22 protein-coding genes are annotated in these 21,730 nt (G+C 57.9%); 18 read left to right on the forward strand and 4 right to left on the reverse strand.

All coding sequences use genetic code 11. From position 1 onward, the window contains the following. The first annotated feature begins 31 nt into the window (after positions 1–31). Positions 32–391 (forward strand): DUF2500 domain-containing protein, encoded by a 360-nt coding sequence (locus ACMGGQ_RS22475; RefSeq protein WP_048030196.1) that lies wholly within the window; start codon positions 32–34, stop codon positions 389–391. 82 nt (positions 392–473) lie between these two features. Here the strand turns inward: ACMGGQ_RS22475 and ACMGGQ_RS22480 are convergent, their stop codons facing one another. Beyond that, positions 474–755: a DUF1145 family protein gene (locus ACMGGQ_RS22480; RefSeq protein WP_008500088.1), complete on the reverse strand. Its 282-nt coding sequence runs from the start codon at positions 753–755 to the stop codon at positions 474–476. Then, entirely contained in the window at positions 739–1,341 is a 603-nt protein-coding gene (gene rsmD / locus ACMGGQ_RS22485) for a 16S rRNA (guanine(966)-N(2))-methyltransferase (RefSeq protein WP_223539873.1), read from the reverse strand. The genes ACMGGQ_RS22480 and rsmD overlap by 17 nt, the downstream gene beginning before the upstream one ends. Positions 1,342–1,468: 127 nt before the next feature. On the opposite strand from rsmD, the gene ftsY reads away from it, so the two are divergent. The 6 genes from ftsY (at position 1,469) to livJ (ending at position 8,454) form a co-directional block, all read left to right on the forward strand. After that, positions 1,469–2,929 (forward strand): signal recognition particle-docking protein FtsY, encoded by a 1,461-nt coding sequence (gene ftsY, locus ACMGGQ_RS22490; protein WP_420290526.1) that lies wholly within the window; start codon positions 1,469–1,471, stop codon positions 2,927–2,929. Between the two features lie 2 nt (positions 2,930–2,931). Then, positions 2,932–3,597, forward strand: a complete 666-nt coding sequence (gene ftsE, locus ACMGGQ_RS22495; RefSeq protein WP_025758973.1) for a cell division ATP-binding protein FtsE — start codon at positions 2,932–2,934, stop codon at positions 3,595–3,597. Then, positions 3,590–4,645, forward strand: coding sequence for a permease-like cell division protein FtsX (gene ftsX / locus ACMGGQ_RS22500; protein ID WP_420290527.1), 1,056 nt, complete (start codon positions 3,590–3,592; stop codon positions 4,643–4,645). The genes ftsE and ftsX overlap by 8 nt, the downstream gene beginning before the upstream one ends. A gap of 251 nt (positions 4,646–4,896) precedes the next feature. Then, the gene (gene rpoH, locus ACMGGQ_RS22505; RefSeq protein ID WP_008500093.1) at positions 4,897–5,754 is read left to right on the forward strand and encodes an RNA polymerase sigma factor RpoH; all 858 of its coding nucleotides are present in this window, start codon (positions 4,897–4,899) and stop codon (positions 5,752–5,754) included. 136 nt (positions 5,755–5,890) lie between these two features. Continuing rightward, positions 5,891–7,156: a 4-aminobutyrate--2-oxoglutarate transaminase gene (locus ACMGGQ_RS22510; RefSeq protein ID WP_048030200.1), complete on the forward strand. Its 1,266-nt coding sequence runs from the start codon at positions 5,891–5,893 to the stop codon at positions 7,154–7,156. 197 nt (positions 7,157–7,353) lie between these two features. Continuing rightward, complete coding sequence (gene livJ, locus ACMGGQ_RS22515; RefSeq protein WP_072163886.1) at positions 7,354–8,454, forward strand: branched chain amino acid ABC transporter substrate-binding protein LivJ; 1,101 nt, start codon at positions 7,354–7,356, stop codon at positions 8,452–8,454. Positions 8,455–8,588: 134 nt separating this feature from the next. On the opposite strand, the gene panM is transcribed toward livJ, so the two are convergent. After that, entirely contained in the window at positions 8,589–8,972 is a 384-nt protein-coding gene (gene panM, locus ACMGGQ_RS22520; RefSeq protein ID WP_045909159.1) for an aspartate 1-decarboxylase autocleavage activator PanM, read from the reverse strand. A 424-nt stretch (positions 8,973–9,396) separates the two neighbouring features. Between panM and livK the strand changes: the two genes are divergently transcribed. The 10 genes from livK to ugpQ all read left to right on the forward strand — a co-directional run bounded on the left by livK (position 9,397) and on the right by ugpQ (position 19,495). After that, a complete protein-coding gene (livK, locus tag ACMGGQ_RS22525; RefSeq protein WP_008500098.1) occupies positions 9,397–10,506 on the forward strand; it encodes a high-affinity branched-chain amino acid ABC transporter substrate-binding protein LivK in 1,110 nt (369 codons plus the stop codon). A gap of 46 nt (positions 10,507–10,552) precedes the next feature. Beyond that, the gene (livH, locus tag ACMGGQ_RS22530) at positions 10,553–11,479 is read left to right on the forward strand and encodes a high-affinity branched-chain amino acid ABC transporter permease LivH (RefSeq protein WP_008500099.1); all 927 of its coding nucleotides are present in this window, start codon (positions 10,553–10,555) and stop codon (positions 11,477–11,479) included. Further along, positions 11,476–12,753 carry a branched chain amino acid ABC transporter permease LivM gene (livM, locus tag ACMGGQ_RS22535; protein WP_048226437.1) on the forward strand — a complete coding sequence of 426 codons (1,278 nt, stop codon included), beginning with the start codon at positions 11,476–11,478 and terminating at the stop codon, positions 12,751–12,753. Before livH ends, livM begins: the two co-directional genes overlap by 4 nt. After that, positions 12,750–13,517 (forward strand): high-affinity branched-chain amino acid ABC transporter ATP-binding protein LivG, encoded by a 768-nt coding sequence (gene livG, locus ACMGGQ_RS22540; RefSeq protein WP_024906698.1) that lies wholly within the window; start codon positions 12,750–12,752, stop codon positions 13,515–13,517. Before livM ends, livG begins: the two co-directional genes overlap by 4 nt. Position 13,518: 1 nt before the next feature. After that, positions 13,519–14,232 (forward strand): high-affinity branched-chain amino acid ABC transporter ATP-binding protein LivF, encoded by a 714-nt coding sequence (gene livF / locus ACMGGQ_RS22545; RefSeq protein WP_008500102.1) that lies wholly within the window; start codon positions 13,519–13,521, stop codon positions 14,230–14,232. A gap of 244 nt (positions 14,233–14,476) precedes the next feature. Further along, positions 14,477–15,793, forward strand: a complete 1,317-nt coding sequence (gene ugpB / locus ACMGGQ_RS22550; RefSeq protein WP_008500103.1) for a sn-glycerol-3-phosphate ABC transporter substrate-binding protein UgpB — start codon at positions 14,477–14,479, stop codon at positions 15,791–15,793. A gap of 157 nt (positions 15,794–15,950) precedes the next feature. After that, complete coding sequence (gene ugpA / locus ACMGGQ_RS22555) at positions 15,951–16,838, forward strand: sn-glycerol-3-phosphate ABC transporter permease UgpA (RefSeq protein WP_032650577.1); 888 nt, start codon at positions 15,951–15,953, stop codon at positions 16,836–16,838. Continuing rightward, on the forward strand, positions 16,835–17,680 hold the full coding sequence (gene ugpE / locus ACMGGQ_RS22560) for a sn-glycerol-3-phosphate ABC transporter permease UgpE (protein WP_013099125.1): 846 nt from the start codon (positions 16,835–16,837) through the stop codon (positions 17,678–17,680). The genes ugpA and ugpE overlap by 4 nt, the downstream gene beginning before the upstream one ends. Position 17,681: 1 nt before the next feature. Continuing rightward, positions 17,682–18,752, forward strand: coding sequence for a sn-glycerol-3-phosphate import ATP-binding protein UgpC (locus ACMGGQ_RS22565; protein WP_045909162.1), 1,071 nt, complete (start codon positions 17,682–17,684; stop codon positions 18,750–18,752). Further along, the gene (gene ugpQ / locus ACMGGQ_RS22570; RefSeq protein ID WP_420290528.1) at positions 18,749–19,495 is read left to right on the forward strand and encodes a glycerophosphodiester phosphodiesterase; all 747 of its coding nucleotides are present in this window, start codon (positions 18,749–18,751) and stop codon (positions 19,493–19,495) included. The genes ACMGGQ_RS22565 and ugpQ overlap by 4 nt, the downstream gene beginning before the upstream one ends. On the opposite strand, the gene ACMGGQ_RS22575 is transcribed toward ugpQ, so the two are convergent. Beyond that, the gene (locus tag ACMGGQ_RS22575; RefSeq protein WP_420290529.1) at positions 19,479–19,856 is read right to left on the reverse strand and encodes a DUF2756 family protein; all 378 of its coding nucleotides are present in this window, start codon (positions 19,854–19,856) and stop codon (positions 19,479–19,481) included. The two genes, ugpQ and ACMGGQ_RS22575, sit on opposite strands and share 17 nt — an antisense overlap. Positions 19,857–19,979: 123 nt before the next feature. On the opposite strand from ACMGGQ_RS22575, the gene ggt reads away from it, so the two are divergent. Continuing rightward, positions 19,980–21,725, forward strand: a complete 1,746-nt coding sequence (ggt, locus tag ACMGGQ_RS22580) for a gamma-glutamyltransferase (protein WP_420290530.1) — start codon at positions 19,980–19,982, stop codon at positions 21,723–21,725. Positions 21,726–21,730 lie beyond the last annotated feature (5 nt).

A 21,730-nucleotide genomic window follows, 5' to 3' on the forward strand; every position in this document is an offset into this window, starting at 1 on the left:
TGAATTCCGCATAATCTGATGGGATTGTAGAATGAGCAAGATGCCGCTGTTTTTTATTATCGTGGTGGCGATTATCGTCATTGCCGCCTCGTTCCGCTTCGTGCAGCAGCGCCGCGAGAAGGCGGATAACGATGCCGCACCGCTGATGCAAAAGCGCGTGGTGGTGACGAACAAACGCGAAAAACCGCTCAATGACCGCCGCTCGCGCCAGCAGCAGGTGACGCCTGCGGGCACAACAATGCGCTATGAAGCGAGCTTTAAGCCGGAAACGGGCGGCCTGGAGATGACCTTCCGTCTGGAGGCGCAGCAGTACCACCAGCTGACGGTGGGAGAGAAAGGAACGCTGAGCTACAAAGGGTCGCGATTCGAAGGGTTTGCACCGGAGCGGTAACGCCGGGCGGCACTGCGTTTGCCCGGCCTACAGGGTTTCGTAGGCCCGGTAAGCGAAGCGCCACCGGGCGATAGCGCGCACCTTACTTCTTCACCTGCGCCTTAAACTTCTTCATCCACACCAGCAACTCAAACACGCCGAAAATAAACACGCGCAGCTGCTGCCAGCCCGTCATCTGCGGGCCGTCTTTCGGCAGGCCGTTTTTCAGCATCACCATCTGCAGGGCGTGCATGAACGAGGTGAAAATCAGCGCCACGTTAACGAAAATATTCATCGGGCGCGGGAACGGGTGCACCAGGTTGAGCAGCAAAAACGCCCAGACGCCCAGCATCAGCAAGCGTCCCAGATTAATCAGTACCGGCATCGGATCCTCCTTGTGCCTGACGGTGATACAGACGATAAGCAACCTGACCTGCGACTTTTTCACGGTGCAGATCCCAGTGGGCGGGAACCGGCGGTATACCGTTTTCCACTTCGCTTTCCACGTAAATCAATGCGTCATCCGCCAGCCAGCCGTTTTGCTCCAGCAGGGATAACGTCTCCTCCAGCAGCCCCTTGCGGAACGGCGGGTCGACAAACACCACGGTGTGCGGCGTGCCCTTTTGCGCGAGGAAGCTCAGCGTGTTGGTGTTCACCACTTTCGCGTTGCTCGCTTTCAGCGTCGCCAGATTTTGCTGCAGCGTCTGCGCCACGCCGCGCTCCATCTCCAGCAGCGTGGCGCTGGCAGCATAGCGCGACAGGGCTTCCAGCCCGAGCGCGCCGCTACCGGCGAAGCAGTCCAGGCAGCGGGCGTCTACCATTGACGGGGCCAGCCAGTTAAACAGCGTCTCGCGCACGCGGTCGGTAGTAGGGCGTAAACCGGGGCTGTCCGGCACCGGTAATTTCCGGCCTCGCCACTGACCGCCGATAATACGAATTTGACCGGCCGGGGCGCGGTTGGGTTTCTTCATCTCAGGAAAGCTCTGTTAACAATTGGCCTGCGATTGCGGGCGGTGATGTCAATTAAGTAAAGTGTTAGACTATTTCATCATTTTTTTAGCTTCCATGTATATAGCGCCGCGAGGAGTGTAGTCGCAGATGGCAAAACAAAAAAAACGTGGCTTCTTTTCCTGGCTGGGCTTCGGTGAAAAAGAGCAAGAAACAGAACAGAAAACCGAAGAGCAACATGCCGTTGAAGAGCCGTCGCAGCCTGAAACGCCTGTAGAAACCGCCGCGGTTGTCGACGCGGAAGAGACGGCGCACAGCAAAGAAGAGATTGAAACCTTTGCTGAAGAGGTGGTTGAGGTCACTGAACAGGTTCAGGAAAGCGAGAAGCCAGAGCCGGTTGTCGTCGACGCCGTTACCGAAGCGCCACAGGCCGGAATCGAACACGAAGAGCTTCCGCTGCCGGAAGAGGTGAAAGCCGAAGCGGTGTCTGCCGAAGAGTGGCAGGCCGAAGCGGAAACCGTTGAAATTGTTGAGGCGGTGGAAGAAGAGGCGGCGCTTGAGCCAGAGCTGACCGACGAAGAGCTGGAAGCTCAGGCGCTGGCGGCCGAGGCCGCTGAAGAAGCGGTTATCGTTGTGCCGGTAGAAGAGCAGGCCGAAGAAGAGACCGTTCAGGAGCAGGAAAAACCGACCAAAGAGGGTTTCTTCGCGCGTCTGAAACGCAGCCTGCTTAAAACCAAAGAAAACTTAGGTTCCGGATTTATCAGTCTGTTCCGCGGCAAGAAGATCGACGACGATCTGTTTGAAGAGCTGGAAGAGCAACTGCTGATTGCGGACGTGGGTGTCGAAACCACCCGTAAGATCATCACTAATCTGACCGAAGGGGCGAGCCGCAAACAGCTGCGTGACGCCGAAGCGCTGTACGGCCTGCTGAAAGACGAGATGGGTGAAATTCTCGCAAAAGTTGACGAACCGCTTAATATTGAAGGCAAAACGCCATTTGTTATTCTGATGGTCGGCGTGAACGGCGTGGGTAAAACCACCACCATCGGCAAGCTGGCGCGTCAGTTCGAGCAGCAGGGTAAATCGGTGATGCTGGCGGCGGGCGACACCTTCCGTGCGGCGGCGGTTGAGCAGCTGCAGGTCTGGGGCCAGCGCAACAACATCCCGGTCATTGCTCAGCATACCGGCGCGGATTCCGCGTCCGTGATCTTTGACGCCATCCAGGCAGCGAAGGCGCGCAACGTGGACGTGCTGATTGCCGATACCGCAGGGCGTTTGCAGAATAAATCGCACCTGATGGAAGAGCTGAAGAAAATCGTTCGCGTCATGAAGAAGCTGGACGAAGACGCACCGCATGAAATTATGCTGACCATTGATGCCAGCACCGGACAGAACGCCATCAGCCAGGCAAAACTGTTCCATGAAGCGGTAGGACTGACGGGGATCACGCTGACCAAACTGGACGGCACCGCGAAAGGCGGGGTGATCTTCTCCGTGGCCGACCAGTTCGGCATTCCTATCCGTTACATCGGTGTGGGCGAGCGTATTGAGGATTTACGTCCGTTTAAGGCGGACGACTTTATTGAGGCATTATTTGCCCGAGAGGACTAACAATGATTCGCTTTGAACACGTCAGCAAGGCCTATCTCGGTGGGAGACAAGCGCTGCAGGGGGTCACATTCCACCTGCAGCCGGGCGAGATGGCATTCCTGACCGGCCATTCCGGCGCGGGGAAAAGTACCCTGCTCAAGCTTATCTGTGGGATCGAGCGGCCAAGCGCCGGGAAAATCTTTTTCGGCGGCCATGAGATCAGCCGCCTGAAAAACCGCGAAGTGCCGTTCCTGCGTCGTCAGATCGGCATGATTTTCCAGGATCACCACCTGCTGATGGATCGCACCGTTTTCGATAACGTGGCCATTCCGCTGATTATTGCCGGCGCCAGCTATGATGATATCCGCCGTCGCGTTTCCGCGGCGCTGGATAAGGTCGGGCTGCTGGACAAAGCGAAGAACTTCCCGATCCAGCTCTCCGGCGGTGAACAGCAGCGCGTGGGTATCGCCCGTGCGGTGGTGAACAAGCCCGCGGTGCTGCTGGCGGATGAACCGACCGGTAACCTGGACGATGCCCTGTCAGAAGGGATTTTGCGTCTGTTTGAGGAGTTTAACCGCGTGGGGGTTACCGTATTGATGGCGACGCACGACATCGGGCTGATTTCCCGTCGTTCGTACCGCATGCTGACCCTGAGCGACGGTCATTTGCACGGAGGCCACGGTGAATAAGCGTGATGCAATAAACCAGATTCGGCAGTTCGGGAACCGGTTTGACCGTTTCCGTAAGCCGCAGGGCGGGGGTGACGGCAATCGTAATGCGCCGAAGCGCCAGAAGGCCGTGCCAAAGCCAGCCTCCCGTAAAACCAACGTGTTCAACGAGCAGGTGCGCTACGCGTTCCACGGCGCGCTGCAGGACCTGAAAAGCAAACCGCTGGCGACGTTCCTGACGGTGATGGTGATCGCCATCTCCCTCACGCTGCCAAGCGTCTGCTATATGGTCTATAAAAACGTCAACCAGGCGGCGTCGCAGTATTATCCGTCTCCGCAGATCACGGTCTATCTGGATAAAGCGCTCGACGATAACGCAGCGGCGCAGGTGGTTGGGCAAATTCAGGCCGAGCAGGGCGTGGAGAAGGTCAATTATCTCTCACGTGAAGACGCGCTGGGCGAGTTCAGGAACTGGTCTGGCTTTGGCGGCGCGCTGGATATGCTCGAGGAGAACCCGCTACCCGCCGTGGCGGTGGTGATCCCGAAGCTGGATTTCCAGGGGACCGATTCGCTTAACACCCTGCGCGATCGCATCACGCGCATTAAGGGGATTGATGAAGTGCGCATGGATGACAGCTGGTTTGCGCGTCTCTCTGCTCTGACCGGGCTGGTAGGCCGCGTCGCGGCGATGATTGGCGTGCTGATGGTGGCGGCGGTCTTCCTCGTCATCGGCAACAGCGTTCGCCTGAGCATCTTCGCCCGTCGCGACACCATCAACGTGCAGAAACTGATTGGTGCGACAGATGGCTTCATCCTCCGACCGTTCCTTTACGGTGGCGCACTGCTCGGTTTTTCCGGCGCATTTCTTTCACTGATATTGTCAGAAATTTTGGTGATGCGGCTTTCCTCTGCCGTGACTGAAGTGGCGCAGGTTTTCGGAACGAAGTTTGATATCAGTGGCTTAGGGTTCGATGAGTGCCTGTTGCTGCTGCTGGTGTGTTCGATGATTGGGTGGGTGGCAGCGTGGCTGGCAACCGTTCAACATTTACGTCACTTTACTCCCGACTAATAAAAGCGTGATATAATCTTTCCCTGCACCGAGATGTTCGCTCTGCAGGGAAAGCGTCCCTGTTGCCTCTTCCCCTGTTATCATCTCCATGTCACATTTTGTGCGTAATTTATTCACCGTTGCACCTGGAACTTGTGGATAAAATCACTGTCTGATAAAAGAGTGAATGCTAATCTCGTTGCTCAAACGCTTTGGCATGGTTGTTGCCTGACGGGGACAACCTGGACCAGAAGAAACACTGAGAGGAATGAATGACCAAAGAAATGCAAACTTTAGCTTTAGCCCCTGTTGGTAACCTGGAATCTTACATCCGGGCTGCGAACACCTGGCCGATGTTAACGGCCGAGGAAGAAAAGGAGCTTGCTGAAAAGCTGCATTACCAGGGCGATCTGGAAGCAGCGAAAAAGCTGATCCTGTCTCACCTGCGCTTTGTTGTTCACATTGCTCGTAATTATGCGGGCTATGGCCTGCCGCAGGCGGACTTGATTCAGGAAGGTAACATCGGCCTGATGAAGGCTGTGCGTCGCTTTAACCCGGAAGTGGGTGTGCGACTTGTCTCCTTCGCCGTACACTGGATCAAAGCTGAAATTCATGAATACGTGCTGCGCAACTGGCGTATCGTGAAAGTCGCCACGACAAAAGCGCAACGCAAACTGTTCTTCAACCTGCGTAAAACCAAGCAGCGTCTGGGCTGGTTCAATCAGGATGAAGTGGAAATGGTGGCGCGCGAGCTGGGCGTATCCAGCAAAGACGTGCGTGAGATGGAATCCCGTATGGCCGCGCAGGACATGACCTTTGATATGTCCTCCGACGACGACGCATCCGACAGCCAGCCAATGGCACCGGTTCTGTATCTGCAGGATAAAACCTCTAACTTTGCTGACGGCATCGAAGAGGACAACTGGGAAGATCAGGCCGCGAACAAGCTGAGCTATGCGATGGAAGGCCTCGACGAACGTAGCCAGGATATTATCCGCGCCCGCTGGCTGGACGAAGACAACAAGTCCACGCTGCAGGAGCTGGCCGACCGCTACGGCGTCTCTGCGGAACGTGTCCGTCAGCTTGAAAAGAACGCCATGAAAAAACTTCGCGCCGCTATCGAAGCGTAATTTCCGCGAAGTACACCGAGAACCCCTGGATGAGAGTCTGGGGGTTTTGTTTTTTTAGCGCCCGCTCTGGCGAATTCCCTCCCCCTGGCAAACACTTACTGATGCGCTAAGCAGGCGACTTTCTCAGGGGGACAGGGTGAAAAACAACGAACTGAACGACCGGCGTTTACAGGCGACGCCGCGTGGCATCGGCGTGATGTGTAACTTCTATGCCGATAAAGCAGAAAACGCCACGGTGTGGGATGTCGAGGGCAATGAGTACATCGACTTCGCCGCCGGTATCGCGGTGCTGAATACCGGCCATCGCCATCCCAAAGTCATTTCCGCCATCGAAAAACAACTCCACGCCTTTACCCACACGGCGTACCAGATCGTGCCGTACGAAGGCTACGTGGCGCTTGCCGAGCGCATCAACGCACGCGTGCCCATTGACGGCCCGGCGAAAACGGCGTTCTTCTCGACGGGCGCAGAAGCGGTGGAAAACGCCGTAAAAATTGCCCGCGCCTTTACCAGACGTCCTGGCCTTATCACCTTCGGCGGCGCGTTCCACGGCCGCACCTTTATGACCATGGCACTGACCGGCAAGGTTGCGCCTTACAAGCTCGGCTTTGGGCCCTTCCCCGGCTCGGTGTATCACGCGCAGTATCCGAATGAACTGCACGGCGTCAGCACCGCTGAGGCGTTGAAAAGCCTGGAACGTATCTTTAAAGCGGATATTGCTCCTGACCAGGTCGCAGCGATAATTCTCGAACCGGTTCAGGGGGAGGGCGGCTTCAACATCGCTCCTGCTGATTTTATGCAGGCGCTGCGCGCCCTGTGCGATACCCACGGCATTTTGCTGATTGCCGACGAGGTGCAAAGCGGCTTCGCCCGCACCGGCAAGCTGTTCTCGATGGAACACCACTGCGTGAAACCAGATCTGATCACCATGGCGAAAAGCCTGGCGGGCGGGATGCCGCTCTCGGCGGTGTCGGGACGTGCTGAGGTGATGGATGCGCCCGCGCCGGGCGGGCTGGGTGGCACCTACGCAGGTAACCCGCTGGCGATTGCGGCGGCGCATGCCGTACTGGACGTGATTGATGAGGAAGATCTCTGTACGCGATCGGCGCATCTTGGCCATCACCTGGTGGAAGTGCTGAACAAAGCGAAGGAACACTGCCCGTATATCGCGGATATTCGCGCCCAGGGTTCGATGGTGGCGGTGGAGTTTAACGACCCGCAAACGGGCCAGCCTTCGCCAGAATTTACCCGTCAGGTGCAGGAGCGTGCGTTGCAGGAAGGACTGCTTCTTCTGAGCTGCGGCGTCTACGGCAACGTCATTCGTTTCCTGTATCCGCTGACGATTCCCGAAGTGCAGTTCCGTAAAGCGCTGGACATTATCTCCGCCTCGCTGACACGTTAAAGCCATATGCCCGGCGAAAATCCCTGCCGGGCCTATCATATATTCATTTCAAATTAGCTATTCCAAAATCATAAAAATCGGGTATGTTTTAGCAGAGTATGCTGAAAAAGCGCGAACAGCACACCTATAACTGACATAAAGCGCTGCACAACAACATCACAACAATCGTAATAACCATAATAATGGGGAATCTCAGGATGAACATGAAGGGTAAAGCGTTACTGGCAGGATGTATCGCGTTGGCATTCAGCACCATGGCACAGGCAGACATTAAAGTGGCTGTGGTTGGCGCCATGTCCGGACCGGTAGCGCAGTACGGCGACCAGGAGTTTACTGGCGCAGAACAGGCGGTTGCAGACATTAATGCCAAAGGTGGTATTAAGGGCGAAAAACTGCAGATCGTAAAATATGATGATGCCTGCGACCCGAAACAAGCGGTCGCGGTCGCGAACAAAGTGGTGAACGACGGGATCAAATACGTTATCGGTCACCTGTGCTCTTCTTCTACTCAGCCCGCGTCTGACATCTACGAAGACGAAGGTATCCTGATGATCACCCCGGCTGCGACCGCACCGGAGCTGACCGCGCGCGGCTACAAGCTGACCCTGCGTACCACCGGTCTGGACTCTGACCAGGGCCCAACCGCGGCGAAATACATCGTTGAAAAAGTGAAGCCGAAGCGCATTGCCATCGTTCATGACAAGCAGCAGTACGGTGAAGGTCTGGCGCGTTCAGTGCAGGACAACCTCAAGAAAGCCAATGCCGACGTGGTGTTCTTCGACGGGATCACCGCCGGTGAGAAAGACTTCTCCACCCTGGTGGCGCGTCTGAAGAAAGAGAATATCGACTTCGTATACTACGGCGGCTACCACCCGGAAATGGGTCAGATCCTGCGCCAGGCGCGCGCAGCGGGTCTGAAAACCCAGTTCATGGGCCCGGAAGGGGTGGCGAACGTTTCTCTGTCGAACATCGCAGGTGAATCCGCTGAAGGCCTGCTGGTGACCAAACCGAAGAACTACGACCAGGTCCCTGCGAACAAACCTATCGTAGATGCCATCAAGGCGAAGAAACAGGATCCAAGCGGCGCGTTCGTCTGGACCACTTATGCGGCGCTGCAGTCTCTGCAGGCGGGCCTGAACCAGTCAGCCGATCCGGCTGAGATTGCCACCTGGCTGAAAGCGAACACGGTTGAGACCGTCATGGGGCCTCTTTCCTGGGACGCGAAGGGCGACCTGAAGGGCTTCGAGTTCGGCGTGTTTGACTGGCATGCTAACGGCACGGCGACCGACGCCAAATAAAAGCAAAAAGGCAACGTAAGTTGCCTTTTTTTAATGTTTTCTCCCTCTCGCCGTGGGAGAGGGCCGGGGTGAGGGCATCAGACCGCACAGCACCTCGTAGGCCGGGTAAGGCGCAGCCGCCGCCCGGCTTTCTTTTAGCGCTTCTCCCACCCGCTCTCCTGCGCCGTAAAGCCTAACGCCTGCATAAACGCCGCCATCACGTCGCGGTCTTCCACGCCAACATCGGCCATCCACCAGGAGGTCACGCTCGGGTTTTCGCGGATCACTTCTTCAATTAAATACTGTCCCACGCCGCGACGACGGGTGACGTCACGCACGCGCAGCGAGTCCAGCGCCCCTTCTGTACCGCTCAGGGTGACGCGAACCGCTGCCAGCAGGCGCTCGTTAAAACGCGCGGCATAAATGCGGTGGGTTTCATCCACGCGTAGCGACGAAGGGGAATATTCCGGCCAGATCTTGCCCAGGTCGATATGATCCTGGTCGCTAAAGGTCACCAGACGCACGATAGTCAGTTTCATTAGCTACTTGTCCAAATCAAATTGAGTAGAGGCAGTGTACTCAATTTATTCACTCAGGGGCTTCCTCTTTTTATTCTCATTCGCCAGGTGATTAGTTTTTTGGCAACGCGTTGGGCAGTTTGAAAACACATGGATCGAAAAATACGCAGAATTTTAACCTGATGGGTAGTGATTTATTCGGCGCTTTGTGTCGTTATTTTATGCTGCAAACTGCACTTTTAGTTGTTTATCTCTGCCTGATTTCAGAATATTATCTTTGCTTAATCGCCTGAAAAATAGAGATTTTAGTCTGGTTTTTGACAAAAACCTGCGCTAAACCATTAAAGGCACTGGTAAAAATAGCGTTGTTCATTAAAAGTACAGAATGCTTTTTAACCATAATAAAACAAAATATAAACACGACATCACGAATGGGGATTCAGAGATGAAAAGGAACGCGAAGACGTTAATCGCGGGGATGGTCGCACTGTCGATCTCGCATGCCGCCATGGCGGAGGACATTAAAGTTGCGGTAGTGGGTGCGATGTCCGGCCCTGTTGCCCAGTGGGGTGACATGGAGTTCAACGGTGCGCGCCAGGCCATCAAAGACATCAACGCTAAGGGCGGCATCAAAGGCGACAAGCTGGTGGGCGTAGAATATGACGACGCCTGCGATCCGAAACAGGCCGTCGCGGTCGCTAACAAAATCGTCAACGATGGCATCCAGTATGTGATCGGCCACCTGTGCTCGTCGTCCACCCAGCCCGCGTCTGATATCTACGAAGACGAAGGCATTCTGATGATCACCCCCGGTGCGACCAACCCGGAACTGACCCAGCGCGGCTATCAGCACATCATGCGTACCGCCGGGCTGGACTCCTCTCAGGGGCCAACCGCCGCCAAATACATCCTTGAAACCGTCAAGCCGCAGCGTATCGCCATTATTCATGACAAGCAGCAGTACGGTGAAGGCCTGGCGCGCTCCGTTCAGGACGGCCTGAAAAAAGGCGGCGCAAACATCGTCTTCTTCGACGGGATTACCGCCGGTGAAAAAGACTTCTCCGCGCTGATCGCTCGTCTGCAAAAAGAGAATATCGACTTTGTTTACTACGGCGGCTACTACCCGGAGATGGGGCAGATGCTGCGTCAGGCGCGCGCCACCGGTCTGAAGACCCAGTTTATGGGGCCAGAGGGTGTGGGCAATGCTTCCCTGTCCAACATCGCCGGGGATTCTGCCGAAGGCATGCTGGTGACGATGCCAAAACGCTATGACCAGGATCCGGCCAACAAGGCTATCGTGGATGCGCTCAAGGCGCAGAAGAAAGATCCGAGTGGTCCGTACGTCTGGATCACCTACGCCGCCGTGCAGTCTCTGGCCACCGCGCTGGATCGTACCGGCAGCAAAGAACCGCTGGATCTGGTGAAAGATTTAAAAGCACACGGGGCGAACACCGTGATTGGGCCGCTGAACTGGGATGAGAAAGGCGATCTGAAGGGATTTGAGTTTGGTGTCTTTAAGTGGCACGCCGACGGGTCATCCTCGGCCGCCAAATAATTATCCCACCGCCCGGACTGACGGGCGGGTATAAAAAGGTTTGCATATGTCCGAGCAGTTTCTCTATTTCCTGCAGCAGATGTTTAACGGCGTCACGCTGGGAAGCACCTACGCGCTGATCGCCATCGGCTATACGATGGTTTACGGCATTATCGGCATGATTAACTTCGCCCACGGCGAGGTTTACATGATCGGTAGCTATGTCTCCTTTATGATTATCGCCGCCCTGATGATGATGGGCATCGACAGTAGCTGGCTGCTGGTCGCCGCCGGGTTTGTCGGCGCGATTGTGATTGCCAGCGCCTACGGCTGGAGCATCGAGCGCGTGGCCTACCGGCCGGTGCGCAGCTCCAAACGCCTGATTGCGCTGATTTCCGCCATCGGGATGTCGATCTTCCTGCAAAACTACGTCAGCCTGACCGAAGGCTCGCGCGACGTGGCGCTGCCAAGCCTGTTTAACGGCCAGTGGATTGTGGGGGCCAGTGAAAACTTCGCGGCCTCTATCACCACCATGCAGCTGGTTATCTGGGTCGTGACCTTTATTGCGATGCTTGCCCTGACGCTGTTCATCCGCTACTCGCGGATGGGACGCGCCTGCCGCGCCTGCGCAGAAGACCTGAAGATGGCGAGCCTGCTCGGGATCAACACCGACCGCGTGATTGCCCTGACCTTCGTGATTGGCGCCGCGATGGCGGCCGTCGCAGGTGTCCTGCTCGGCCAGTTCTACGGCGTAATCAACCCGTACATCGGCTTTATGGCCGGGATGAAAGCCTTTACCGCGGCGGTGCTGGGCGGTATCGGCAGTATTCCGGGCGCGATGATTGGCGGCCTGATCCTGGGCGTGGCGGAAGCGCTCTCCTCGGCGTATCTGAGCACGGAATATAAAGATGTGGTGTCGTTTGCCCTGCTGATTCTGGTTCTGCTGGTCATGCCTACCGGCATTCTGGGCCGTCCGGAGGTAGAGAAAGTATGAAACCGATGCATTTTGCAATGGCGCTGCTCTCTGCCGCCATGTTCTTCGTGCTGGCAGGCGTCTTTATGGGCGTCCAGTTAGGTCTGGATGGGACGAAGCTGGTGGTGGATGCCGCCCCCGACATCCGCTGGCAGTGGGTATTTATCGGCACTGCCGTGGTGTTCCTGTTCCAGCTGCTGCGTCCGCTGTTCCAGAAGTCGCTGAAAAACGTCTCCGGGCCGAAATTCGTTCTGCCGGCCATCGACGGGTCTACCGTTAAGCAGAAGCTGTTCCTCGTGGCGCTGCTGGTGGCTGCCGTGGCGTGGCCGTTTGTGGTCTCTCGTGGCACCGTGGATATCGCTACCCTCACCATGATCTACGTGATCCTCGGTCTTGGTCTGAACGTGGTGGTGGGGCTCTCTGGCCTGCTGGTGCTGGGCTACGGCGGCTTCTACGCCATCGGCGCCTACACCTTCGCGCTGCTGAATCACTATTACGGGCTCGGCTTCTGGACCTGCCTGCCGCTGGCGGGGCTGGTCTCAGCCGCGGCCGGCTTCCTGCTCGGCTTCCCGGTACTGCGCCTGCGCGGTGACTACCTGGCGATTGTGACCTTAGGCTTTGGCGAAATCGTCCGTATCCTGCTGCTGAACAACACCGAAGTGACCGGCGGACCGAACGGCATCAGCCAGATCCCGAAACCAACCTTCTTTGGCCTGGAGTTCAGCCGTACCGCCCGCGAAGGCGGCTGGGACACCTTCAGTAACTTCTTCGGCGTGAAGTATGACCCGTCCGACCGCGTCATCTGGCTCTATCTGGTGGCGCTGCTGCTGGTGGTGATTACCCTGTTCGTGATTAACCGCCTGCTGCGCATGCCGCTGGGCCGCGCGTGGGAAGCGCTGCGCGAAGATGAGATTGCCTGCCGTTCCCTGGGCCTGAACCCGACCCGCATCAAGCTGACCGCGTTCACCATCAGCGCCGCGTTTGCCGGTTTCGCCGGGACGCTGTTTGCCGCGCGTCAGGGCTTCGTCAGCCCGGAATCGTTCACCTTTGCCGAATCCGCTTTTGTGCTGGCGATTGTGGTGCTCGGCGGGATGGGCTCGCAGTTTGCCGTTATCCTCGCGGCCATCCTGCTGGTGGTCTCGCGCGAGCTGATGCGCGACTTTAACGAATACAGCATGTTAATGCTGGGTGGTTTGATGGTGCTGATGATGATCTGGCGTCCGCAGGGCTTGCTGCCGATGACCCGTCCACAGCTGAAGCTGAAGAACGGGCAAGCGAAAGGAGAGCAGGCATGAGTCAGCCATTATTATCCGTTAACGGTCTGATGATGCGTTTTGGCGGCCTGCTGGCGGTCAACAATGTGTCACTGGATCTGCACAAGAAAGAGATTGTCTCCCTGATTGGCCCGAACGGCGCGGGGAAAACCACCGTCTTTAACTGCCTGACCGGTTTTTACAAGCCGACGGGCGGCACCATCATGCTGCGCGACAAGCATCTTGAAGGGCTGCCGGGCCAGCAGATTGCCCGCATGGGCGTGGTGCGTACCTTCCAGCACGTGCGTCTGTTCCGCGAGATGACGGTGATTGAGAACCTGCTGGTCGCGCAGCATCAGCAGCTGAAAACCGGGCTGTTCTCCGGCCTGCTGAAAACCCCGGCCTTCCGCCGCGCCCAGGATGAAGCGCTCGATCGCGCCGCCACCTGGCTCGACCGCATTGGCCTGCTGCAGCACGCCAACCGTCAGGCGAGTAACCTGGCCTACGGCGACCAGCGTCGTCTGGAGATTGTGCGCTGCATGGTGACCCAGCCGGAGATCCTGATGCTCGATGAACCGGCGGCCGGCCTCAACCCGAAAGAGACCAAAGAGCTGGACGAGCTGATTGCCGAACTGCGCGATCACCACGACACCACCATTCTGCTGATTGAGCACGACATGAAGCTGGTAATGGGCATTTCCGACCGTATCTACGTGGTTAACCAGGGTACGCCGCTGGCAAACGGCACGCCGGAAGAGATCCGCAACAACCCGGACGTGATCCGCGCATACCTGGGTGAGGCATAAGATGGAAAAAGCGATGTTAACGTTCGACAAGGTCAACGCGCACTACGGCAAGATCCAGGCGCTGCACGACGTCAGCCTGCATATCAATCAGGGTGAAATCGTGACCCTGATTGGCGCCAACGGCGCGGGCAAAACCACGCTGCTCGGCACCCTGTGCGGCGACCCGCGCGCCACCAGCGGGCGGATTGTGTTCGATGGTAAGGACATTACCGACTGGCAGACGGCCAGAATCATGCGTGAGGCGGTGGCGATTGTCCCGGAAGGGCGTCGCGTCTTCTCGCGTATGACGGTGGAAGAGAACCTGGCGATGGGCGGTTTCTTCGCCCATCGCGATGAATACCAGACCCGCATCAAGTGGGTGTACGAACTCTTCCCGCGCCTGTGGGAGCGTCGCATTCAGCGTGCGGGCACCATGTCCGGCGGTGAACAGCAGATGCTGGCAATTGGCCGCGCGCTGATGAGCCAGCCGCGTCTCCTGCTGCTGGACGAGCCGTCGCTCGGTCTTGCGCCGATCATCATCCAGCAGATTTTCGATACCATTGAGCAGCTGCGTAAAGAGGGGATGACCATCTTCCTCGTCGAGCAGAATGCCAACCAGGCGCTGAAGCTCGCTGACCGTGGCTACGTGCTGGAGAACGGCCGCGTGGTGCTGGAAGACACCGGCGATGCGCTGCTGGCGAACGAAGCGGTGCGGAGCGCTTACCTGGGCGGCTGAGCCGTCTGTATCGCCCGGTGGCGCTGCGCTTACCGGGCCTACGGTATCAAGTAGGCCGGGTAAGGCGAAGCCGCCACCCGGCTTTTTCACATAAACCCCCTTCACACAACCATCATCCCCCTGACCCTTTACTGTCACTTATCTGTAAACAAACAGTTATTTTTCTGTCATTCGAGCATGTCATGTTACCTCGCGAGCATAAAACGCGTGATATCGCGCATCCGGCACAATAAGAGAGATGACAATGACATCGTTACGACACACAGCTTTGGGTCTGGCACTGGGTCTGGCTTTTGCGACGAACGCAATGGCTGTGACGACCATTCCGTTCTGGCATTCCATGGAAGGGGAGTTGGGTAAAGAAGTTGACTCCCTGGCGCAGCGTTTCAACGACACCCATCCGGATTACAAAATTGTGCCGGTGTACAAAGGTAACTACGAGCAGAGCCTGAGCGCGGGCATCGCCGCCTTCCGTACCGGCAACGCGCCTGCACTGTTACAGGTTTATGAAGTGGGCACCGCCACCATGATGGCCTCCAAAGCTATCAAGCCGGTCTATGAAGTGTTCAAAGAAGCGGGTATCAACTTCGATGAATCCCAGTTTGTGCCGACCGTAGCGGGTTACTACACCGATTCCAAAACCGGACATCTGCTGTCTCAGCCGTTTAACAGCTCCACGCCGGTGCTGTACTACAACAAAGACGCCTTCAGGAAAGCCGGTTTAGACCCGGAGCAGCCGCCAAAAACCTGGCAGGACCTGGCCGAATACACCGCGAAGCTGAAAGCGGCGGGGATGAAGTGCGGCTACGCCAGCGGCTGGCAGGGCTGGATCCAGATTGAAAACTTCAGCGCCTGGCACGGCCTGCCGGTGGCGACCAAAAACAACGGCTTCGACGGCACCGATGCGGTACTGGAGTTCAACAAGCCGGAGCAGGTGAAGCACATTGCGCTGCTGGAAGAACTCAACAAGAAGGGCGACTTCAGCTACTTCGGGCGTAAAGACGAATCCACCGAGAAGTTCTACAACGGCGACTGCGCCATTACCACCGCCTCGTCCGGCTCTCTGGCGGATATCCGTCACTACGCCAAATTCAACTACGGCGTGGGCATGATGCCGTACGACGCTGACGTGAAGGGCGCGCCACAGAACGCCATCATCGGCGGGGCGAGCCTGTGGGTGATGCAGGGTAAAGACAAGGGCACCTATAAAGGCGTGGCCGAATTCCTCGACTTCCTGGCGAAGCCGGAAAACGCTGCCGAATGGCACCAGAAGACCGGCTACCTGCCGATCACCAAAGCCGCGTATGACCTGACCCGCGAGCAGGGCTTCTACAGCAAGAACCCGGGCGCGGATATCGCGACGCGTCAGATGCTGAACAAGCCGCCGTTGCCGTTCACCAAAGGCCTGCGCCTGGGCAACATGCCGCAGATCCGCACCATCGTGGATGAAGAGCTGGAAAGCGTGTGGACCGGGAAGAAAACGCCACAGCAGGCGCTGGATTCCGCAGTAGAGCGCGGGAATCAGCTGCTGCGCCGCTTTGAGCAGTCGACGAAATCGTAATCCGTGATTCGCCCGGTGACGCGTAGCGATCCGGGCCTACGGGGATCGTGCGGGCTGATGCCCTCACCCCAACCCTCTCCCACGGGGAGAGGGAGAAATATTTGTAGGCCGGGTAAGGCGCAGCCGCCACCCGGCATTGCTCAGGAACCCAATCTCAATGTCATCATCCCGTCCGGTGTTCCGTTCCCGCTGGCTGCCGTACCTGTTGGTCGCGCCTCAGCTGGTCATCACCGTTATCTTCTTTATCTGGCCTGCGGGCGAAGCGCTGTGGTACTCGGTACAAAGCGTCGATCCGTTTGGGCTCTCCAGCCAGTTTGTCGGGCTGGACAACTTTACCGCGCTGTTCCATGACAGCTACTACCTGGACGCCTTCTGGACGACGATGAAGTTCAGCGCGCTGGTCACCGTCAGCGGCCTTGTTGCCTCGCTGTTTTTTGCCGCGCTGGTGGACTACGTGGTGCGCGGAAGTCGTATTTATCAGACCCTGATGCTGCTGCCGTACGCCGTGGCACCCGCCGTCGCTGCCGTACTGTGGATTTTCCTGTTTAACCCCGGTCGCGGGCTGATCACCCATTTCCTGGCAGAGTTCGGCTACGACTGGAACCACGCCCAGAACAGCGGCCAGGCGATGTTCCTGGTGGTGTTCGCCTCGGTGTGGAAGCAGATCAGTTACAACTTCCTGTTCTTCTTTGCCGCGCTGCAGTCCATTCCCCGTTCGCTGGTGGAAGCCGCCGCGATTGACGGCGCAGGGCCGATTCGTCGCTTCTTCAGGCTGTCGCTGCCGCTGATCGCCCCAGTGAGCTTCTTCCTGCTGGTGGTTAACCTCGTGTACGCCTTCTTCGACACCTTCCCGGTGATCGATGCGGCCACCGCAGGCGGCCCGGTGCAGGCGACCACGACGCTTATCTACAAGATCTACCGCGAAGGCTTCGCCGGGCTGGATCTCTCCGCCTCCGCCGCGCAGTCGGTGGTGTTGATGTTCCTCGTCATCATCCTCACGGTGGTGCAGTTCCGCTATGTCGAAAGTAAGGTGCGCTACCAATGATTGAGAACCGTCGCGGGCTGACGATTTTCAGCCACACCATGCTGATTCTGGGGATTATCGTCATCCTCTTCCCGCTGTACGTGGCCTTTGTCGCCGCCACGCTGGACACCAAAGCGGTGTTCGACACGCCGATGACGCTGATCCCAGGCACACATCTGTTCGAGAACATGAAGACCATCTGGACCCAGGGCGTGGGCGCCAACAGCGCGCCGTTCTGGCTGATGATGCTCAATAGCTTCATCATGGCGTTCGGCATTACGGTCGGCAAAATTACGGTGTCGATGCTCTCGGCCTTCGCCATCGTCTGGTTCCGTTTTCCGCTGCGCAACCTGTTTTTCTGGATGATTTTTATCACCCTGATGTTGCCGGTGGAGGTGCGTATCTTCCCGACGGTGGAAGTGATCGCCAACCTGAAGATGCTCGACAGCTACGCGGGCTTGACCCTGCCGCTGATGGCCTCGGCGACCGCCACCTTCCTGTTCCGCCAGTTCTTTATGACCCTGCCGGACGAGCTGATTGAAGCGGCGCGCATCGACGGCGCCTCGCCGATGCGCTTCTTCCGCGACATCGTGCTGCCGCTGTCGAAAACCAACCTTGCGGCGCTGTTTGTGATCACCTTTATCTACGGCTGGAACCAGTACCTGTGGCCGCTGCTGATTATTCAGGACGTCAATCTCGGCACCGCCGTGGCGGGCATCAAAGGCATGATTGCCACCGGCGAAGGCACCACCCTCTGGAACCAGGTGATGGCGGCGATGCTGCTTACCCTTATCCCACCCGTAGTCATTGTTTTAGCCATGCAGCGCGCGTTTGTCCGCGGCCTGGTCGATAGCGAGAAATAAGATGGCAGGTTTAAAACTTCAGGCAGTAACCAAAAGCTGGGACGGCAAAACCCAGGTGATTCAGCCGCTCACGCTCGACGTGGCGGACGGGGAGTTTATCGTGATGGTCGGCCCATCCGGCTGTGGCAAATCCACCCTGCTGCGCATGGTGGCGGGGCTGGAGCGCGTGACCTCCGGGGATATCTGGATTGACCGCCAGCGCGTCACCGAGATGGAGCCGAAAGACAGAGGCATCGCGATGGTCTTCCAGAACTACGCTCTCTATCCGCACATGAGCGTGGAAGAGAACATGGCCTGGGGGCTGAAAATACGCGGCATGGGCAAAGGCCATATCGAGGAGCGCGTGAAAGAAGCCGCCCGCATTCTGGAGCTGGACGGCCTGCTGAAGCGCCGCCCGCGTGAGCTTTCCGGCGGCCAGCGCCAGCGCGTAGCGATGGGGCGCGCCATCGTGCGCGACCCGGCGGTATTCCTGTTCGACGAGCCGCTGTCTAACCTCGACGCCAAGCTGCGCGTGCAGATGCGTCTTGAGCTGCAGCAATTGCACCGTCGTCTGAAAACCACATCGCTGTACGTTACCCACGATCAGGTCGAAGCCATGACCCTCGCCCAGCGCGTGATGGTGATGAACAAAGGCGTTGCCGAGCAGATTGGCACCCCCGTGGAAGTCTACGAGAAACCGGCCACCCGTTTCGTGGCGAGCTTTATCGGCAGCCCGGCGATGAACCTGCTGGAAGGGCGCATCAGCAGCGCGGGCTCGCACTTTGAGCTGGAAAGCGGGATGGCATTGCCGATCAACTGGTACTATCGTGGCTACGCCGGGCGTAAGATGACGCTCGGTATCCGCCCGGAACATATCGGTTTAACCACTCAGGCGGAAGGCGGCGTGCCGCTGGTGATGGACACGCTGGAGATGTTGGGTGCAGATAACCTGGCGCACGGGCGCTGGGGCGAACAAAAAATGGTGGTGCGTCTGGCACATCAGGAGCGCCCTAAAGCAGGCAGCACGCTGTGGCTGCACCTGCCGGAAAATCATCTGCACCTGTTTGACGGTGAAACAGGACAACGAGTATGAGCAACTGGCCTTATCCCCATGTCGTCGCCCACCGTGGCGGCGGTAAGCTGGCGCCGGAAAACACGCTGGCGGCGATTGACGTTGGCGCGCGCTACGGCCACACGATGATCGAGTTCGACGCCAAGCTGTCGAAAGACGGCGAGATTTTCCTGCTGCATGACGATAACCTCGAACGCACCAGCAACGGCTGGGGCGTCGCGGGCGAGCTGCCGTGGCGCGATCTGCTTAAAGTCGACGCCGGAAGCTGGTACAGCGGCGAATTCAAAGGCGAACCGCTGCCGCTGCTGGCGGAAGTGGCCGATCGCTGTCGCCAGCATGGCATGATGGCCAATATCGAAATTAAACCGACCACCGGCACCGGGCCGCTGACGGGCAAAGTCATTGCCCTTACTGCGCGCGAGCTGTGGGAGGGAATGACCGCGCCGCTGCTGTCATCATTTGAAATCGATGCACTGGAGGCCGCACAGGCCGCAGCGCCGGACCTGCCGCGCGGACTGCTGCTGGACGAGTGGCGCGAGGACTGGCGCGAGCTGACGACGCGCTTAGCGTGTGTCTCTATTCATCTTAATCACATGCTGCTGGATGAGGCGCGGGTGAAGATGCTGAAAGACGCGGGCCTGCGTATTCTGGTTTACACCGTCAATAAACCCCAGCGTGCGGCCGAACTGCTGCGCTGGGGCGTGGACAGCATCTGTACCGATGCGATTGACCTGATCGGCCCGGACTTTAGTTCTGCGGATTAAGCATACTGCCATTCGACTGCGGCGGCAGCATATGCTGCTGTCCGCTACCTGACGAGGTCATCCCACCTAACATTCCGCCGTTTTTGTTCGGCAACGGCTGCTCGCGCACCTGCCCCTGCTGCACGCGCTGGGTGTTGGCGTTCATCTGATTTTGCAGGCTTTGCTGCTGCATCTGGGTCTGCGATCTCAGTTGCTGATTCAGCATCCCTTTTTGCTGCTGTTGCTGGCTCATCATCTCGGTCTGCATACGCTGCTGGCTCGGGATGACATACCCCTGCTGGTTCGGGTTATTCATGGTGTTGAGTGGCTGTGCGAGCGCGGCAAAGGGGATCAGCGCCGTAAGAATCAATAAGCGTTTCATTGTCATTTCCTCCTGTTGAGGTCTCTCTTAAGTTTACCCTGATTTCACCATGACGATGATTTTTTAGGAGTTGTGAACCAGGCTTAAGCGGGGAATATGGATCCCTTCACCTGGAGAACAATAATGATGAAACCAACGTTTTTGCGCTGGGTCGCCCTCGCCGCGCTGATGGCAGGCGGTACATTTAGCGTGGCGGCCAACCCGCCCGCGGCGCCTCCGGTCTCTTACGGCGTGGAGGAAGATGTTTTTCATCCCGTGCGGGCAACCCACGGCATGGTGGCATCCGTGGATGCGCTGGCGACCCGCGTGGGCGTCGATATTCTCAGGCAGGGCGGTAACGCGGTGGATGCGGCGGTCGCCGTGGGCTATGCGCTGGCGGTGACGCACCCGCAGGCGGGGAACCTGGGCGGCGGTGGCTTTATGATGCTGCGTACCAAAGACGGGAAAACCACCGCTATCGACTTCCGTGAAATGGCGCCTTCTCAGGCGTCACGGGACATGTTCCTCGATGACCAGGGGAACCCGGACAGTAAAAAATCCCTGACCTCGCATCTCGCGTCCGGCACGCCGGGCACCGTTGCGGGCTTCTCGCTGGCACTGGAAAAATACGGCACGATGCCGCTGAACAAGGTGGTACAGCCTGCTATCAAGCTGGCGCGGGAGGGCTTTGTGGTGAATGACGCGCTGGCAGACGACCTCAAAACCTACGGCAGCGAAGTGATTCCGAATCACGAAAACAGCAAGGCCATCTTCTGGAAAGACGGTGAACCGCTTAAGAAGGGCGATAAGCTGGTGCAGAAGAACCTCGCTAAAAGCCTGGAGTTGATTGCGGAGCACGGTCCTGACGCCTTCTACAAAGGGGCGATTGCCGACCAGATTGCGCATGAGATGCAGAAGAACGGCGGGCTCATCACCAAAGCGGATCTGGCGGACTACAAGGCGGTAGAGCGCGAGCCGATTAGCGGCACCTACCGCGGGTACGAGGTCTTCTCTATGCCGCCACCTTCTTCCGGGGGCATTCACATCGTGCAGATCCTCAACATTCTTGAAAACTTCGATATGCACAAGTTCGGCTTCGGCAGCGCGGATGCCATGCAGGTGATGGCGGAAGCGGAAAAACGCGCCTACGCCGACCGCTCGGAATATCTCGGCGACCCGGACTTCGTGAAGGTGCCGTGGCAGGCGCTGACCAACAAGGCGTATGCCAAATCCATTGCCGATCAGATCGACATCAACAAGGCTAAGCCGTCGAGCGAGATCCGCCCCGGCAAGCTGGCGCCGTATGAAAGCAACCAGACCACCCACTTCTCGGTGGTGGATAAAGACGGTAACGCAGTGGCGGTGACCTATACGCTCAACACGACCTTCGGCACCGGGATTGTGGCGGGTAACAGCGGCATTTTGCTGAATAACGAGATGGATGACTTCTCTGCCAAGCCGGGCGTGCCGAACGTCTACGGGCTGGTCGGCGGCGATGCGAACGCGGTAGGGCCGAAGAAACGTCCGCTGTCGTCCATGTCGCCCACCATCGTGGTGAAAGAGGGCAAAACCTGGCTGGTAACCGGTAGCCCGGGCGGCAGCCGGATTATCACCACCGTATTGCAGATGGTGGTGAACAGCATCGACTTTGGGATGAACGTCGCCGAAGCCACCAACGCCCCGCGTTTCCACCACCAGTGGTTGCCGGACGAGCTGCGCGTCGAAAAGGGCTTTAGCCCGGACACCATTAAACTGCTTGAGCAGCGTGGGCAGAAGGTGGCGGTGAAAGAGGCGATGGGCAGCACCCAGAGCATTATGGTGGGGCCGGACGGAGCGCTGTTTGGCGCATCAGATCCGCGTTCGGTGGATGATTTGACGGCGGGGTATTGATGTAT

Origin of the sequence: Enterobacter sp. BNK-13, assembly GCF_048685015.1 — a bacterium.
GTDB lineage: Bacteria > Pseudomonadota > Gammaproteobacteria > Enterobacterales > Enterobacteriaceae > Enterobacter > Enterobacter quasiroggenkampii.